This window comes from Devosia sp. Root685 (assembly GCF_001427875.1).
Lineage (GTDB): Bacteria > Pseudomonadota > Alphaproteobacteria > Rhizobiales > Devosiaceae > Devosia.
Map to the genome: position 1 here is coordinate 1 of NZ_LMHK01000005.1, position 15170 is coordinate 15170.

Here is a 15170-nt window from a genome sequence, read left to right on the forward strand (position 1 = left end):
CACTGCAAGGTCTGCCAAAAACACATTGTCTCTTTACATACCAAAATAACAAAACCCCCGGTTCGAAAGAACCGGGGGTTTTGACTTTTGAACTCTGGTTCGCAAAGCCAGGACGGCAGGGCAGGGATCAGCCAAAATGGAAACCGACTTCGCCCCAAACTGCCAAAATTGCTTCGCGCTATGCTGCACCGCGCTGTCCTTTCAGCGCGGCACCCAGTTCGGGCATGACAAACTTGCTGGAGAACCCTGCCAATACCTCGCCGGCGACTTCCGCTGTACTATTCACGCCCGACGCGAAGCCTTGGGCTATGACGGCTGCGAGGCCTTTGACTGTCTTGGGGCCGGGCAACGGGCATCAGCCATCTTTGCCGCCGAAAACTGGCGCCGCGACCCCGCCGTGGCGCGCCGGCTCTATGCCAGCTTCTCGCTCCTCTTGCGCATTCAGGAAATGCGGCGCGCCCTCGAAACCGCCGCCGACCTCGACATAGGCGCCGCCCTCCATGAGGAGCGACTGGTTCTACTCGACACACTCTCGGCCCAGGGCGAGAGCCGGCGCGAAGACATCGCCGAGGAAACAAGCCGGACCCTGAAGGAGTGCCGCGCATTCCTAAAAAGGCTGGCTTCAGAACTGACGGCGTAACCAAGGGCGGACATCGGCGCGGAGGGAATGTGAGGGTGCCCCTATCGCAGACATGAAAAAGGCGGGCTCAATGCCCGCCTCTCCCGCATCTACCAGACAATCGGGTGCGTCTCTCCGTTGGAAACATTCACAAAACCATCCGGGGCCAGCGGCGAGGGCGCAACAAGCACCCAGCGCCACGGTGAACACGTCAGCGTTGCAAAAGCCAGGCGCTCGGGAAAACCGGGCCACCAGCGCGGCGAGAAGGTCGGCTCATACATCCATTCGATCGTCTCGCCCTGTCGATAGAGCTCGACCATTTCCTTGTCGAGCTCCGGCGCCGGCCGATTGGTCATCAGCCCGCCGACCTCGTAGCGCACCGTTGCCAGCACCTTGCCGCCACTGACCAGAGCCCAACCGCCCTGCATCTCGTTGAGCGTGTTGACCGCCAGCGCCATGGCCTCGTCCGAAGAGCCGACGACCCAGATATTGTGTTTGTCGTGCCCCATCGAGCAGGCGAGGGCGGTATCCTCGGTTTTCGGCCCCGTCCCCAGCCAGAACATCTTCGCCGTTCGCCCTTCGCCGGAAAAGCGATCGACAATGGCGAACTTGGTGATGTTGCGCGCGCTATCGCGCTGCACCAGCCCATCCACGACCGGCAATTCGGCCGTGATGAACTCGTCATGCCAATGGAAAGGTCGCAGCAGCGCCGCACTGGCGTTCTCGCGGCCCGCGGGCGCTTCAATCGCGAAATCCGCCGCCGTCATTTGGCGATGAATACTGACCGAAGACGTCGCCCATTCCGGCCAATCGATTTTTGGCACCTCGGCGACATAGGTCGTGCCCGACGAAACCTGCTGTCCATCGGCCCAGACTTCGGCAATGCCGAGCGTCTTCTCATCATCGAGCAGTACCAGATCGGCAAAGCGCCCCGGCGCAATCGCGCCCACCCAAGGCGTCAGCCGCATATGCCGCGCCGGATTGATCGTAACCAGCTGCACCGCGATCTCGAGCGGCAATCCAGCCTCCATGGCGAGCCGCACATTATGATCCGTCGCCCCGAGCTTCATCGTGTCGGATGCGCTGCGATCGTCGGTACAGAGCGCAAAATTCGACCAGTCCTGCTGACCTTTGGCGAGCAAACCAGTGACAATATCCTTGAGCGAATGCGGCCGCAGCTCCATGAAAAGCCCGCGCCGCAGCTTGTCGGCCACTTCGTCCGGCGTCCATGCCTCATGGTCCGAAGCCATGCCGGCGCCCGCGAAAGCATTGATATCATTGATGCCGCGCATGCCCGCAGCATGACCCTCAACGACGCCACGTTGCGCAAAGGTAGCCTCGATCATGCCCCAGAGCCGCTCATGCGAGGGGTTTTCGGGGTTCCACACCGCGGGCCAATCCATCACCTCGTCGAGGCCCGCAACCAGCAGGTGATCGCGTAAAAACTCGGTCTGCTCGGCAAAACCAAAATGCCCGCCGCCCCATTCATAGGCCGTCGGCGGCACGGCAGAGCCCGGCAGCGGAAAGATCTTTGCCGGCGATCCCGCAAGCCGCGCCGTCAGCCAGAATTCGAGATTTTTCGGACCATTGACGTTGGAAAACTCGTGGCTCGCCTCGCACGTCCAGGTGCAGCCATGCGGCAGCACCAGCGCGGCTTCCCATTCGGGCGTCAGGTGGCTCGATTCGATATGCTTGTGCACCTCGCCAAAGCCGGGCACGGCGCTGAACTGCCGGCGATCGACCCGCTCGGCGACCTCGCCGGGATAGGCGCCCGCCGGTCCCACCCAGGCGATGCGGCGCCCCGAAATGACGACGTCCTGATCCTCATGCCAATTGCGGCCATAGGAATCAAAGAGGCGCCCGACGCGCACGGCGCGGTCCGCCGGCTTCTTGCCCAGGGCAACGAGGGCAAGGTGCTTGCGGATGGCGACTTCATCCTTGGCATTGACAATAAGATCGTCGGGAAGGGGAGCGGTCACGGATTATCCAGTCTCAAAATAGTTAGGCCGGCGCCGTGGCACCGGCCTTTTGCACTGTCCCATAGGGGAGTTCGTCCGGGCAAGCCAGATCAGGCTTTGCCTGCCGCCCAATCGCAAAGTTGCGTCCAGAGCTTTTCGTAGCCCACCCAATCGACGAACGGCGGCGGCGCCCAGTGCGGGCCGCAATCGGAGGCAAAGGCGACGCTGCGGCCTTTGCCGAAACCGCCCGCGACAATGAGCGGATCGTCGCCGACGCTCGCAACCAGTGTCGCGCCCGGCTTGGCCGCGATGCGATTGTAGCCGAGAAGGACCGGCCATGTCGCTTCCAGACCAGCCACGATCGGGTGCGCGGCATCTGCTACCAGAGGCTCGATACCCTGAGGAGCCTCGACGCGATCGTCGCCCTTTTCGATGCTCACCGGCAGCGCATCCTCGATAGGCGAGCCGGCATATTGCGCCTTGGCATCGATCCCCTGGAAGGTGAGATAGCCGCCCACCATGACGAGCCCGCCGCCATTGGCGACATAGTCGCGGATCGACGCCAGCCGGTTGGGCAAAACCCGCGATTTCGTAAACGTTTCGGGATGCAGCAGCAGCGTATTGGCGCCGATATCGGAAAGCAGCACGACATCGTAGACGGCCAGCTCTTCGGCCGTGAAGGGGAAATCGCGGGCCGCAACATGCGAGGGCTGGAATGTCACCTCCCAGCCGCCCTTTTCGAGGGCCGCTTTCAGCCAGCGCACGCCTTCGGCATATTCGGTCGTTGTAAAACTATCAAAGCCCTTTTGGTGGATCGAATGCACGGTCCAGGATTCGCCGGCGATCAGAATGCGTTTGGTCATGTTTTTGGCCTTATCTAGAGGGGGCAGCGACCGACTGGCGCGTCACCAATTCAACCGGCAGCCGCGTTTCGGCTGGCGGGGTCTGCCCTTCGAGGAGGGCAAGCAAATGTTTCACCGCCAATTCGCCCATGGCGGCGACCGGCTGGCGAATAGTGGTCAGCGGCGGATCAACGAGCGCCGCGAAGGCCATGTCATCGAAGCCGACGAGGCTGATATCACCGGGAATGGAAAGCCCGTGCTCGCGCACGACCTGCAAGACGCCGATGGCAATATAGTCCGAACAGGCAAGGATTGCCGTGGGCAGGTCCACCGCGTCGAGCAATACCGAGGCGGCGGCCGCGCCATAATCCCGCGTATAATCGCCCAGCAGCACCCAGCCTGGCCGCACCGGCAGGCCGGCCTCGTCCATGGCGCGGGTAAAGCCGGCCAAACGTTCATTGACGCTCATCAGCCTGTGCGGTCCGCCGATCAGCGCAATATCCTTATGCCCCATTTCAATGAGGTGTTTTGCGGCGAGATAAGCGCCCTCGGCATTATCGACGAAAACGCGGGGCACGCTGACCCCGACGATATCCTCATCGAGCAACACGACGTTTTCCCGGCCGGCGAGAAGACCGGCGAGCGAACCGTCATCCACCCGATTGGTGGTCATGATCAGCCCATCGACATGGCTGTCGGCCATGCGACGAATGGCGTTGATTTCGGCATCGGCATGGCCGCCGGTCGAGGTGATATAGACCGAATAGCCACTGGCATGGGCCTGACGCTCGACGGCGGCGGCGAGTTCGGCAAAGAAGGGGTTGGCGATATCGGGGGTCACCAGCGCAATGGCTTCGGATTTTCCGGTGGAAAGGCGCCGCGCCAGGAGATTGGGGCGGTAGTCGAGCTTGGCTATGGCCGCGTCGATCCGGTCGCGCGTCGCCTGTGGCAGGTCGATGCGATTGTTGAGATAGCGCGAAACAGCCGTAGGCGAGACCCCGGCTTCGGCAGCGACATCGCTCAGCGTGGCCATTGCCGCCCCCTAGATGCCATGACGCTGCCTCCAGCCCGAGACGATGCGAAGGCTCTCGCCCAGAATGCCTGATATCAGCGCCTCGCCCTTTGCCGCCGTCGCCGGTCGCGGATCCCCGAAAACGCCGGAGGGATTGAAATCGCGAAACTGCAGGGGCTCGCTGCCAAAGGTCGGTGGAAAGCTCGGATAGGATGGCTCTGCCCGCGCCATGTCGACGCCTTCGGGCGCAACCGCGAGCATGATCGAGGTTTCGACCTCGTCGGCGTGGTAAAAGCCCGGCCCCGCCGGCTGGCTGTCGCAAATCTCGGCCGCGAGGCGCTCGAGCCCGGGATAATCGAGATGGCACACCGGCAGCCCGGCTGTTGTCAGCGCCCGCGCCGCCAGCAGCATCGGTTCGCGATTGCCAAAATGTCCGTTGACGATAACGAGGCCCTGCACACCCATGCGCAAAAGCTCGTGGCCGATATCCTCCAGCATCGCCTGCAGCGTGCGCGGCGAAATGGAAATCGTGCCGGGATAGGCGCTGGCGGTCCAGGCATCGCCATAGGTGATCGGCGGCAGCAGCAGAGCATCAAGTTCGTCCGCCAGCCGCCTGCCCACGCCATGTGCCATGTCGGTGTCGGTAGTCAGCGGCAGGTGCGCGCCGTGCTGTTCGCAGGCCCCAAGGGCGAGCACGGCCAACGTCCCGTCTTCGATGCGTTTTGCGACATCGACCCAGGGCGTAAGGGAGAAATCGGCTCCGCTCATGGCGTCCATCCCAGCACCAGAAGCGGCACCTCTGGAGCAATACGAGCCAGCAGTTCCCGCGTGCTCACCGTATAATCGACATCGCCGCCACGCACCGTGCCAAGGCTTGCCGCCACGATGTCCGAATAAGCGTAGCCATGAGCCAAAAGATCGACCATCGCCGCCTGGATCGGATGAATGGTGGGGTTGAACGCCACGCTCTCGATGGCATGGCCCGAGACAAGATTGCCGTCCTTGAGGTGCAGCAAAACTGCGCCGGGGCACTCGCTATAGGGCGAATGGCTGCGCCGTCCCTTGGCCAGAAGCGTTTCGGCGACGGGCGAAATGGCGTCTTCGTCAAATTTTAGCGCCGGCCAAAGGTCCCGGCCCGGCACGGCGCCGCTCTCGCCCAGATAATCGGGATCGAAGGGCCAGGGATAGAGTTGAGCCAACGTCAACGTGTGCCCCAGCGGGTCGATCAGTTCGAGCCTGTCGCTTGCTGCATATTCTGCAAGGCATTGCCGGCAATGGGCGCAGGGATGCGCCTCGCCGATGGCGATAACGGAAATATTGGTCCCCCGGCTCATGGCGCGGGTGAAGACAAAGCCTTCTCCATGCAGCGTGAAACCGAGATGGGTAGCGGGAAATTCGACATTGCCGCCGAAAATGAGATTGCCGGTTTCCGCCTCGAGCCCGACCGCGCCAACGTGAAAGTCGGAAATGCGCGGGCTGGCGATTTCTTTGGCGACATCGAGCAGCAGACACATGAGATCGCGCACCGAAGCGAGGCCAAATTCGGTGACCAGTTCGGCCGCCATGCTAGCCGCAAGAACGCTGCCATCATTGCTGTCGGGCTGCCTTTCCCGCGCCGAAAGTGCGGCCTTCACCCGCGCAAAAATAGCCTGCCGGGCGTCCGGATCTATCGCAGTAAGCCGAGCCGGAACGGCGGGATCGGCGGCAAATGGATTGATGCTCATAGGCACTCTGCCGAAGAAATATGCAAAAATCCGATACGGTGAGTGCTTGTGCAAATCCGGAATGATAGCATTTGACAACCCTCGCAAAACCGTCGTTAGATTGGCTATGTAAAGCGCTTTACTAGCGATAGGTCAAATGGGTTCTACACTGCTTCGCAATGCAACGGTTCTCACTGTGGATAGCGACAATGCCGTTTTTCCCTCCGGTTGGGTGACCTTTGCCGATGGGCGAATAACCGGTATCGGTCCCATGGAAAATTGCCCGCCGGATAGCGCTTTCGATGATGTGAAGGCGCTTGATGGCCATCTCGTCATGCCCGGCCTCGTCAATGCCCATACCCACTCCGCCATGATCCTCTTCCGCGGCCGTTCGGAGGGGCAAAGTCTCCTCACCATGGAAGGCTGGTACAATTCCATCCGCGAGCCCGAGCTGTCGCTGGTCTCCTCCGATATCGGCCCCGCCGTCGCGCTCTCCTGCGCCGAAATGGTGCTTTCGGGCACCACCACCTTCTGTGATCAATATTTCTTTGCCGACGAAATTGCCGAGGCGGTGAAAGAGGCTGGCCTCCGCGCCGTGATCGCCTATGGCATCGTGCAGCTTGGTGACAAGGCGCGCGGCGAGGAGGAATTGGCCAAGGCCACGAACTTCCTCCGCCAGCAGCGCTCCGCCGATGGACGGGTGATCCCTTGGTTCGGCCCGCACGCGCCCTATGTCGACAATACCGAAGACCTGTTGCTCGCCGAGGTTGCGGTCGCCAATGAATTCGGTGCCGGCCTTCACCTGCATATGGCCTGCGGCCCGGAAGATAATGAAGAAACCGAGCGCCGCTATGGCACGACGGCCGCCGTCGCCCTCGAAAAGCTCGGCTTCTTCAATGGCCGCATCCACGCGGCGCACTGCCTCGACCTCACCCCCGAAGACATCGCGGTTTTCGCCCGCGCTCCGCACGCCTCCATTTCGCACAATGCGACCGCTGGTCTCCGCTCCGGCCGCGAGGGCATCTGCCCCGTTGTCGATTTGAAGGCTGCCGGCGTCACTGTCGCCCTCGGCACCGACAATGTCGCCGCCAACAATGGCTATGACATGATCAACGAAATGCGCGTCGCCGGTCTCGTCGCCTCGCATCGTGAGCGCCGGGCGCAACCCATCTCCAGCGCCGAACTGATCCGCATGGCCACCATCGAGGGCGCCAGGGCGCTCGGCCTCGAAAACGAGATCGGCTCACTTGAGGTCGGAAAATCGGCTGACATCATCGCCATCGACATTTCCGGCGCCGGTTATTCCGAGACGCCTGACATCGAGACGCTTCTCGTCTATTCGGGAAGCGGACGGGATATCCGCCATGTCTTTGTCGCCGGTGAACAACTGGTGGAAGATCGGCAACTCCTGCGCCGGCCCCTGTCTGAGATAAGGGCCGAGTACTCAAACACCTACAAGGACTTCTGGAGCCGCGTCGAAGCGGCCCGGAAGGTGGCATAATGACAAGAAAACTCATTCTCGATACCGATGGCGGCGTCGACGACGCACAGGCCCTCCTCATGCTGATCGGCAATGGCCGCACGCCTGACGCGATCACCACCGTCTTCGGCAATGTCGGTCTCGATGCGGCAACCCGCAATATCCTCACCGTCCTCGAAGTTGCCGGCAAAGGTTCTGTTCCCGTTTATAAGGGCGCCGACCGCCCCCTGACCCAGCCGGTCATCGACGCAAAATATATCCACGGTGAAGACGGCCTCGGCGGCGCCCCGCGCCCCGCAAAAATCCCCGAAGTCGCCGGCACCAATGGCGTGGCTTTTCTGGTGGACACCTTCCGCGCCGCCGCCAAGGCCGGCGAAAAGGTCGATATCCTGATGATCGGGCCGCTGACCAATCTGGCGCTGGCCCTCCGCCTCGCGCCCGATATCGTTCCCGGCATTGGCCAGCTCACCATCATGGGCGCCACCGTCTATGGCCGCGGCAACACCACGCCGGCTGCCGAATTCAACATCTATGCCGACCCCGAAGCTGCGGCCATCGTCTTCGGCACCGAGCTTGAAACCCTCGTCGCCCCCTGGGAACCCTGCGTCACCCATTTCATGACCGGCGACGAAGTCGATGCGCTCCTCAAGGACATTCCGGACAGCCCGGAAAAAACCTTCTCGGTCGCCCTTGTGGAGCATGCCCGCCGCACCACGGTCGGCTATGGCGGCCCCGATCACTTCCGCTTCGTCGATCCGCTGGCCATTGCCGCCGTGATCGAGCCTGAACTCGTCACCAAAACCCTGCGTGCCTCGATGGATGTGGCGCTCGCGCCCGGCATTACCCGCGGCATGACAGTGGTCGATCCAACCGGTCGCCTGGGCACGCCCATGGTGACCATTATCGAGGAAGCCAAGCTCGATCGCCTCGTGGCGCTCTATCGCGCTTCCGTCGTCTACCGCGCCAATACCTGACAAAGCCAAGGGAGCTCCGTCAATGTCCATGCCTAAACTTTCGCGTCGCGCTTTTGCCGGTCTGTTCACCGCGGGCCTTCTGGCCTCGGTGTCGGCCGGTGCCGTCATGGCGCAGGAATACACCAAGGAAAACCCGCTCAAGGTGGCCCTGGTCGTTCACGGCAATCTTGGCGACAAGAGCTTCTTTGACTCTGCCGCTGCCGGCCTCAACCGCGCCGAAGCCGAACTTCCCGTTGACGTCACCGTCATCGAAGCGGGCCTTGATCGTGGCCGCTGGCAGCCGGCTCTGGCCGATGCCACCGACCAGGGCTTTGACGTCGTCATTGGCGGCACCTGGGAAATGACCGGCTTCATGGCCGAATTGGCCCCGGAATATCCGGACACCAAGTTCATCATTTTCGATGATGCCCCCGATTTCTCGACTGGCAATTTCGGCAATATCCTCGCCATCAATTACCGCGTCTCGACCGCCGGCTATCTCGCCGGCTACGCCGCCGCAAAAATTTCCAAGACCGGCAAGCTCGGCGAAATCCTCGGCGTTGAAGGCGCAACCATCGTCGAATTCGCCCTCGGCTTCGAACAGGGCGCCAAGGCCGCCAACCCCGACGTGGAAGTGACCCGCGCCGTCGCTGGCTCCTTCACCGATCCGGCCAAGGGTAAGGAACTCGCGCTGGCCCAGTTTGCCCAAGGCGTTGATATCGTCTTCCCGATCGCCGGCGGCACCGGTATCGGCGCGCTCCAGGCCGCCCGCGACGAAGGCAAGCTCGCCGTCGGCGTCGATAGCGATCAGGCCGAAATCTTTGCGCCCACCGATCCGGCCCAGGCCGACGTGATCTTCACCTCGGTCGAAAAGAAGGTCGGCGATTCGCTCTTTACTGCCCTGCAGCAGACCCTCGATGGCACCGCGCCCTATGGCACCAATCTGATCCTCGGCCTCGCCGATGGCGCGGTCGGTATTTCCAAGAACAGCTTCTATGAAAAGCTCGTTCCCGCCGAAGTCCGCGCCGAAGTCGACGCTGAAGAAGCCAAGATCATCGCCGGTGAAATCACCGTCGAAAGCGCCATGAACTAGGCTTTTTAGCCCCGCCTTTGAAAGGGCGGGGCTATTCTCTGCTGCAAGGAGACACGATGGCGCCGCTGCTCGAAGCCATTTCCATCGGCAAGACCTATCCCGGCGGCACGCTCGCCAATGACGGGGTAAACCTCTCCGTTTCCGCCGGTGAAGTGCATGCCGTCGTCGGCGAAAATGGCGCCGGAAAATCGACGCTGATGAAAATCCTGTTCGGTATCGAACAGCCCGATCGCGGCGAAATCCGCCTCGACGGAAAACCCGTCAATTTCGCCAATCCGCGCGACGCCATCGACCACGGCATCGGCATGGTGTTTCAGCATTTCTCGCTGGTCCCGTCCTTCTCGGTCTATGAAAACGTCGTGCTCGGCTCCGAGCCGCGCAACGGCATAACATTCGACCGCGAAGAAGCCATCGCCAAAGTCCGCGCGCTTTCGGAAAAATTCCGCCTCGCCGTCGATCCGCTGCCGCCCGTCGGCCAGCTTCCGGTCGGCCAGCAGCAGCGCGTTGAAATCTTAAAAGCGCTCTATCGCGACGCCCGCATTCTCATTCTCGATGAGCCCACCGCCGTTCTGGCGCCGCAGGAAGTCGAAGAACTTTTCGTCGCCGTCCGCGCCCTCGTCGCCCAGGGCCGCACCGTCATCTTCATCGCCCACAAGCTCCCCGAGGTTCTCGAAATCTCCGACCGCATCACCGTCATGCGCGGCGGCAAGACCGTCGGCTCGGTCAACGCGAAGGACGTCACCGAGGATAGCCTCGCGACCATGATGGTCGGCCGTGAAATCGCCCTGCGCGTCGATCGCGCCAAGGGCCGCGGCGACCTCGCCTGCGAGATCAAGGCGCTCAAACTCACCGCCGAAAATGGCGTCACCGTCGCCCAGGACCTCAACCTGAAAGTCTATTCCGGCGAGATCCTCGGCCTCGTCGGCGTCGAAGGCAATGGCCAGGCCGAACTACTCGAAGCCATTGCCGGCCTCCGCCCCATTGCCGATGGCGTCGTCTATCTCAATGGCACGAGCCTCGCGCCAAAAACCGTGCTCGAACGTCGCGAGCTTGGCCTTGCCAGCATCCCCGAAGACCGCATCGCCCGTGGCCTCGCCACCGGCGCCACCATCGCCGAAAATCTCATCGCCACCCGCCTCGCCGACAAGCGCTTCGTCCGCAATGGCCTGCTTGATCTCAAGGCGATGAAGGCGAACGCCCTCTCGCTGATCGAGCGTTTCTCCATTCGCTCCGGCGGCCCCGGCTATGCCGTCGGCACGCTCTCGGGCGGCAATATGCAAAAGGTGGTCGTCGCCCGCGAACTGTCCGAACAGCCGAAACTGCTCCTCGTCAATCAGCCGACCCGCGGCGTCGATCTCGGCGCCACCCAGTTTATCTGGAAATCCCTCACCGACGCCCGCGATGGCGGCGCCGCCGTGCTCCTCAGCTCCGCCGATCTCTCCGAACTGCTGGCGCTCTCCGATCGCCTCGTCGTCTTTTATCGCGGCAAGATCGTCGCCGCCTTCGTCAATTCCGATGATCTCACCGCCGAAACGCTGGGCACCTATATGCTCGGCCTCTCGAGCCAGGACCCCGAAACCATGCGGGCAGCCCTCCAATGAGCAGTACTTCTCCCTCCCGCTGGGCCATGATCTCCAGAGAAACCGGCCGCGCCCTGACCGCTGTGGTCATCGCGCTCGCCGTCGCCCTCGTGGTTATTCTCCTCACCTCGGCCGATCCCGGCGCCGCGTTCCAAACGCTGCTCACCGCGCCGCTTTCGTCCAATCGCACCATGGGCCTCTGGATCGACGATGTCGCCAAGCTCACCCTGACCGGCCTCGCCTTCAGCTTGGTCTTTCAGGCGCGGCAATTCTCCATGGGCGTGCAGGGCCAGGTCTATATGGGCGGTCTCTTTGCCGCCCTCATCGCCATGTCGCCCATCGGCACGACCCCGCTGGCCATTCCGGTCGCCATGCTCGCCGCCATGTGCGCCGGCGCTGTTTATGGCTTCATTCCCGGCTATGCCAAGGCCCGCTTTGGCGCCAGCGAGATCGTTTCCTCGCTCATGCTCAATTACATCGCCATTCTGGTGGTGAATTATCTCATCCGCGCCCATCTCGCCCCCGCCGGCACTGGCCAGTTGATGACCGCGAAATTCCCCGAAACCGCTGTTTTCCCGGCCATCCTGCCCGGTACCCGTTTCGATCTCGGCATCGTCATTGCCCTCATCGCCACCTTCGTCGTCTGGTTCCTGCTCTATCGCACCAGTTGGGGCCTAAAACTCCGCCTCGTCGGCCACAATCCGAAATTCGCCGAATATTCCGGCATCCGCTCGAGCTTCATTATGGTGTCCGCCATGACCGTCGCCGGCGCCTTTGGCGGCCTTCTCGGCTCCGTCTTCGTGCAGGGCCGCGCCTTCGGTAATCTCGCGCAAAATTTCGACGGTAACCTCGCCTTCGAAGGCATTCTCATCGCCATCGTCGCCCGTTCCCGCCCGCTCGCCGTGCCCTTTGTCGCCTTGGCCTATGGCTATCTCCGCCAGGGCGCCCAGCTCATGGGCATCCGCACCGATGTGCCGACAGAAATGATCTCGGTCGTCCAGGCTATTATTATTCTCCTCGTCGCCTCGTCCTTCTCCCTACCGGGCAAGAAGTTCTTCACTGCGCTCCTCGGCAAGAAGTCTGCATCCGTCGCCACGCCGGAGGCCGTGAAATGATCGAACTCCTCGTCACCGTCTTTTCGGCTACCTTCTTCGTCACCGTCGTCCGCACCACCACACCGCTGCTTTTTGCAGCGCTCGGCGGCCTGATTTCAGACCTGTCCGGCGCGCTCAACGTCGCGCTCGAAGGCATGATGCTGATCGCCGCGCTCACCGCGGTCATCGTCTCGGTCTATGCCCCCTGGTACGTCGCCGTCCTCTCCGGCATAGGCGCCGGTGCCATGCTCGGCGCGCTGATGGCGCTGTTCCACCTGCGCTTCAAGGCCGACATCATCCTCGTCGGCTTCGCCGTCAACATTCTTGCGACCGGCGGCACCGTTTTCGCCCTCTCCCAAGCGACCGGCGGCGACAAGGGCACCTCGATCAATCTTCAGTCGAAAGCCGTCCCCGCGGTAAACCTCTCCTTCCTCGAAGCCATCCCGGTCATCGGCCCGACGCTAAAAGCCCTCCTTTCCGGCCATTCGATCCTCTCCTGGCTCGGCGTCTTCATGGTTTTCGCGGTCTGGTATTTCCTCTTCCGCACCCCCTATGGCCTTTGGCTCCGCGGCGTCGGCGAATATCCTGCTGCGCCCGAAGCCGCCGGCATCCCCGTCGCCAAAGTCCGCGCCTGGAGCCTTGTCGCCTCCGGCGCCCTTGCGGGCATCGGTGGTGCCCAATTGGCCATGTTCAACTATATCGGCTTCACCCGCGACATGACCGCCGGCCGCGGCTTCATCGCCCTCGGCGCCGTGCTGCTCGGCGCCCGCCACCCCGTCGGCGCTATGCTCGCAGCGCTCCTCTTTGGTGTCTTCGAGGCCCTCGCCATTGTCATGCCCAATCTCTTCAACTGGATCCCCGGCGAGATGATCCAGACCATTCCCTTTGTGGTCACGGTCCTCGCGCTGATCCTCTTCTCCTACCGCGCCCAGCGCGCCCGCCAGATGCGGACCCTCTCCAAGATATGACCCAGCCCGACGATCTGATCCTCAACGCCGCCGACGAAGTCACAATCCGTCAGCACCTGCTGCTGGTCTCCCTTGGCAAGGCGCCGGCCGATCTCGCCATCGAGGTTGGCCGTCTCCTCGCCGTCCACGCCAATGAGTGGATGGAAAACCAGGAAATCATCATCGCCGGCCGCCGCATCGCCTATGTCGGCCCCGTCGGCTCCTATCGCGGCACCGTCAAGGAGCGCGTCTCATACCCCAGCCTCTCCGCCGTTCCCGGCTTTGGCGAAGTCCACAAGCACATCGAATCCACCCATCTGACCCCCGATTTCGAAGCCGAACTCGTCCTGCCGCGCGGCAATACCTGGACCTGCGAAGCCAGCCACGAATTCGCCAACGTCAATGGCCCCAAAAACATCGAGTTCTGGGAAAAAGCCCGCCGCGCCGGCTCGCCCCTGAAAGTGTTCATCCAGCCCGGCTCCGCCGTCCCGCCCACCCCGTGGGAGCAGTCCGGCGGCTATTATGGCTACGACGAACAAAAGCAATTCCTCGCCACCCGCCTCTCGGTCACCAGCCTCGACGAAGTCATGGACTGGCCCTCGGTCTGGGATCCGACCAATCCCGGCTACGCCAGAATGTGGGGCATGATCCGCGCCACGTTCGAAATGCGCGGCGTCGTCGAAGGCCATGGCAATGGCCTCACCGATCTCCACGATATCTCGGCCTTTGCCGCCGCCGGTCTCTCGTCCGATCACGAAGTCTGGGCGCTCGACGAAACCTGGGATCGCCTGCTGCGCGGCCTCTTCACCGAACTGCGCCCCTTCTCATATGACGCCATAATTCCCGGTCTTCTCGAAAAGGGCCTTAAAGACTGGTCCAACATCGCCTTTACCACCGACGACCGCAGCGCCAGCGATACGCTTAGGGATGGCGCCACCGACCACAACGTTCGCCACGCGATCCATTATGGTCTGTCCCCCGAAATCGCCATTCAATGCGCCACCATCAATCCCGCGCGCCATATGCGGATCGATCAATGGGTCGGCTCGATCACACCGGGCCGCTATGCCGACATAGTGCTTCTGCGTGATCTCAAAACGATCGACATCGCCCACGTCTATTCCGATGGCCAATTGGTCTCCAACGGCAAGACCTATACCGGCCCCGACGCCCGCATCGACTGGCCCGATTGGGCCAGCGGCTCCGTCAATATCGGCCGCACCCTGACCGCCTCCGACTTTGCCATAAAAGCCGAACCCGGTCGCTTGACCATGCAGGCCGCCATCTCCCGCCCCTTCGCCTGGAACGAAGACTTTGCCGTCGAAATCCTTCCGGTCTCAAACGGCGAAGTGCAACGCGACCCGGCAAAACTCATCACCAAATGGTCGATGATCGACCGCTATCGCGGCGATGGCGCGGTGGCCTCGATGTTCTGGAGCGGCGTCGGCCCCGCCGATCCCGACACCGCGCTTTGCTGCTCTGTCGCCCACGATAGCCACAATATCTGGTGCATCGGCTCGTCCGATGCCGCCATGGCCAAGGCCGTCAATCGCCTCGCCGAAATCGATGGCGGCTGGGTCCTCGTCCACAAAGGCGAAGTCGTCGCCGAAGTCCGCCTCGAAATCGCCGGCCTGATGACCGCCCGCCCGGCCGAAGTGTTCGACGCCGACATGCAAAAATTCCTCGCCCGCGCCGCTGAGGTCGAGTGGGTCTATGCCCCCTCCGCCATGAACCGCTGGAAACCCGGTTTCCCCGAATTCCTGATTTTTGCGACGCTCACCTGCTCGCCCTGGCGCTGGGTCCTCGTCGCGCCTTCCGAACTTTGCCCGGAAGGTTTTGTGAACGTGCAAACCGGCGAAACCCACAAAATCGTCTGGTAAACGGGAAAG

Annotated in this window: 13 protein-coding genes; 8 read left to right on the forward strand and 5 right to left on the reverse strand. The window is 62.4% G+C overall.

What is annotated here, in order from left to right; translation table 11 throughout:
* Window positions 1-136 precede the first annotated feature (136 nt).
* Window positions 137-640: a hypothetical protein gene (locus ASD83_RS19405; RefSeq protein WP_156386058.1), complete on the forward strand. Its 504-nt coding sequence runs from the start codon at window positions 137-139 to the stop codon at window positions 638-640.
* An 89-nt stretch (window positions 641-729) separates the two neighbouring features.
* On the opposite strand, the gene ASD83_RS19410 is transcribed toward ASD83_RS19405, so the two are convergent.
* The 5 genes from ASD83_RS19410 to ASD83_RS19430 form a co-directional block, all read right to left on the reverse strand.
* Window positions 730-2598 carry an adenine deaminase gene (locus ASD83_RS19410; RefSeq protein WP_056314074.1) on the reverse strand — a complete coding sequence of 623 codons (1869 nt, stop codon included), beginning with the start codon at window positions 2596-2598 and terminating at the stop codon, window positions 730-732.
* A gap of 89 nt (window positions 2599-2687) precedes the next feature.
* Window positions 2688-3440 carry a glutamine amidotransferase gene (locus ASD83_RS19415; RefSeq protein ID WP_056314075.1) on the reverse strand — a complete coding sequence of 251 codons (753 nt, stop codon included), beginning with the start codon at window positions 3438-3440 and terminating at the stop codon, window positions 2688-2690.
* Between the two features lie 10 nt (window positions 3441-3450).
* Window positions 3451-4452, reverse strand: a complete 1002-nt coding sequence (locus tag ASD83_RS19420) for a LacI family DNA-binding transcriptional regulator (RefSeq protein ID WP_056314076.1) — start codon at window positions 4450-4452, stop codon at window positions 3451-3453.
* Window positions 4453-4461: 9 nt separating this feature from the next.
* Complete coding sequence (locus tag ASD83_RS19425; protein WP_056314277.1) at window positions 4462-5199, reverse strand: creatininase family protein; 738 nt, start codon at window positions 5197-5199, stop codon at window positions 4462-4464.
* On the reverse strand, window positions 5196-6155 hold the full coding sequence (locus ASD83_RS19430; protein WP_056314077.1) for a hypothetical protein: 960 nt from the start codon (window positions 6153-6155) through the stop codon (window positions 5196-5198). The genes ASD83_RS19425 and ASD83_RS19430 overlap by 4 nt, the downstream gene beginning before the upstream one ends.
* A 136-nt stretch (window positions 6156-6291) precedes the next feature.
* Here ASD83_RS19430 and ASD83_RS19435 point away from each other — a divergent pair, with 136 nt between their 5' ends.
* Genes ASD83_RS19435 through ASD83_RS19465 form a run of 7 tightly spaced genes read left to right on the forward strand, consistent with a single transcriptional unit; the run spans window position 6292 to window position 15161 of the window.
* Complete coding sequence (locus ASD83_RS19435; RefSeq protein ID WP_056314078.1) at window positions 6292-7635, forward strand: amidohydrolase family protein; 1344 nt, start codon at window positions 6292-6294, stop codon at window positions 7633-7635.
* A complete protein-coding gene (locus ASD83_RS19440) occupies window positions 7635-8588 on the forward strand; it encodes a nucleoside hydrolase (RefSeq protein WP_056314079.1) in 954 nt (317 codons plus the stop codon). Before ASD83_RS19435 ends, ASD83_RS19440 begins: the two co-directional genes overlap by 1 nt.
* Before the next feature lie 22 nt (window positions 8589-8610).
* The gene (locus tag ASD83_RS19445; protein ID WP_056314080.1) at window positions 8611-9660 is read left to right on the forward strand and encodes a BMP family lipoprotein; all 1050 of its coding nucleotides are present in this window, start codon (window positions 8611-8613) and stop codon (window positions 9658-9660) included.
* Window positions 9661-9716: 56 nt separating this feature from the next.
* Window positions 9717-11261 carry an ABC transporter ATP-binding protein gene (locus ASD83_RS19450; protein ID WP_056314081.1) on the forward strand — a complete coding sequence of 515 codons (1545 nt, stop codon included), beginning with the start codon at window positions 9717-9719 and terminating at the stop codon, window positions 11259-11261.
* Complete coding sequence (locus tag ASD83_RS19455) at window positions 11258-12355, forward strand: ABC transporter permease (protein ID WP_200946540.1); 1098 nt, start codon at window positions 11258-11260, stop codon at window positions 12353-12355. The genes ASD83_RS19450 and ASD83_RS19455 overlap by 4 nt, the downstream gene beginning before the upstream one ends.
* On the forward strand, window positions 12352-13302 hold the full coding sequence (locus ASD83_RS19460; RefSeq protein ID WP_056314083.1) for an ABC transporter permease: 951 nt from the start codon (window positions 12352-12354) through the stop codon (window positions 13300-13302). The genes ASD83_RS19455 and ASD83_RS19460 overlap by 4 nt, the downstream gene beginning before the upstream one ends.
* On the forward strand, window positions 13299-15161 hold the full coding sequence (locus ASD83_RS19465; RefSeq protein ID WP_056314084.1) for an adenine deaminase: 1863 nt from the start codon (window positions 13299-13301) through the stop codon (window positions 15159-15161). Before ASD83_RS19460 ends, ASD83_RS19465 begins: the two co-directional genes overlap by 4 nt.
* The last annotated feature ends 9 nt before the right edge of the window (window positions 15162-15170 follow it).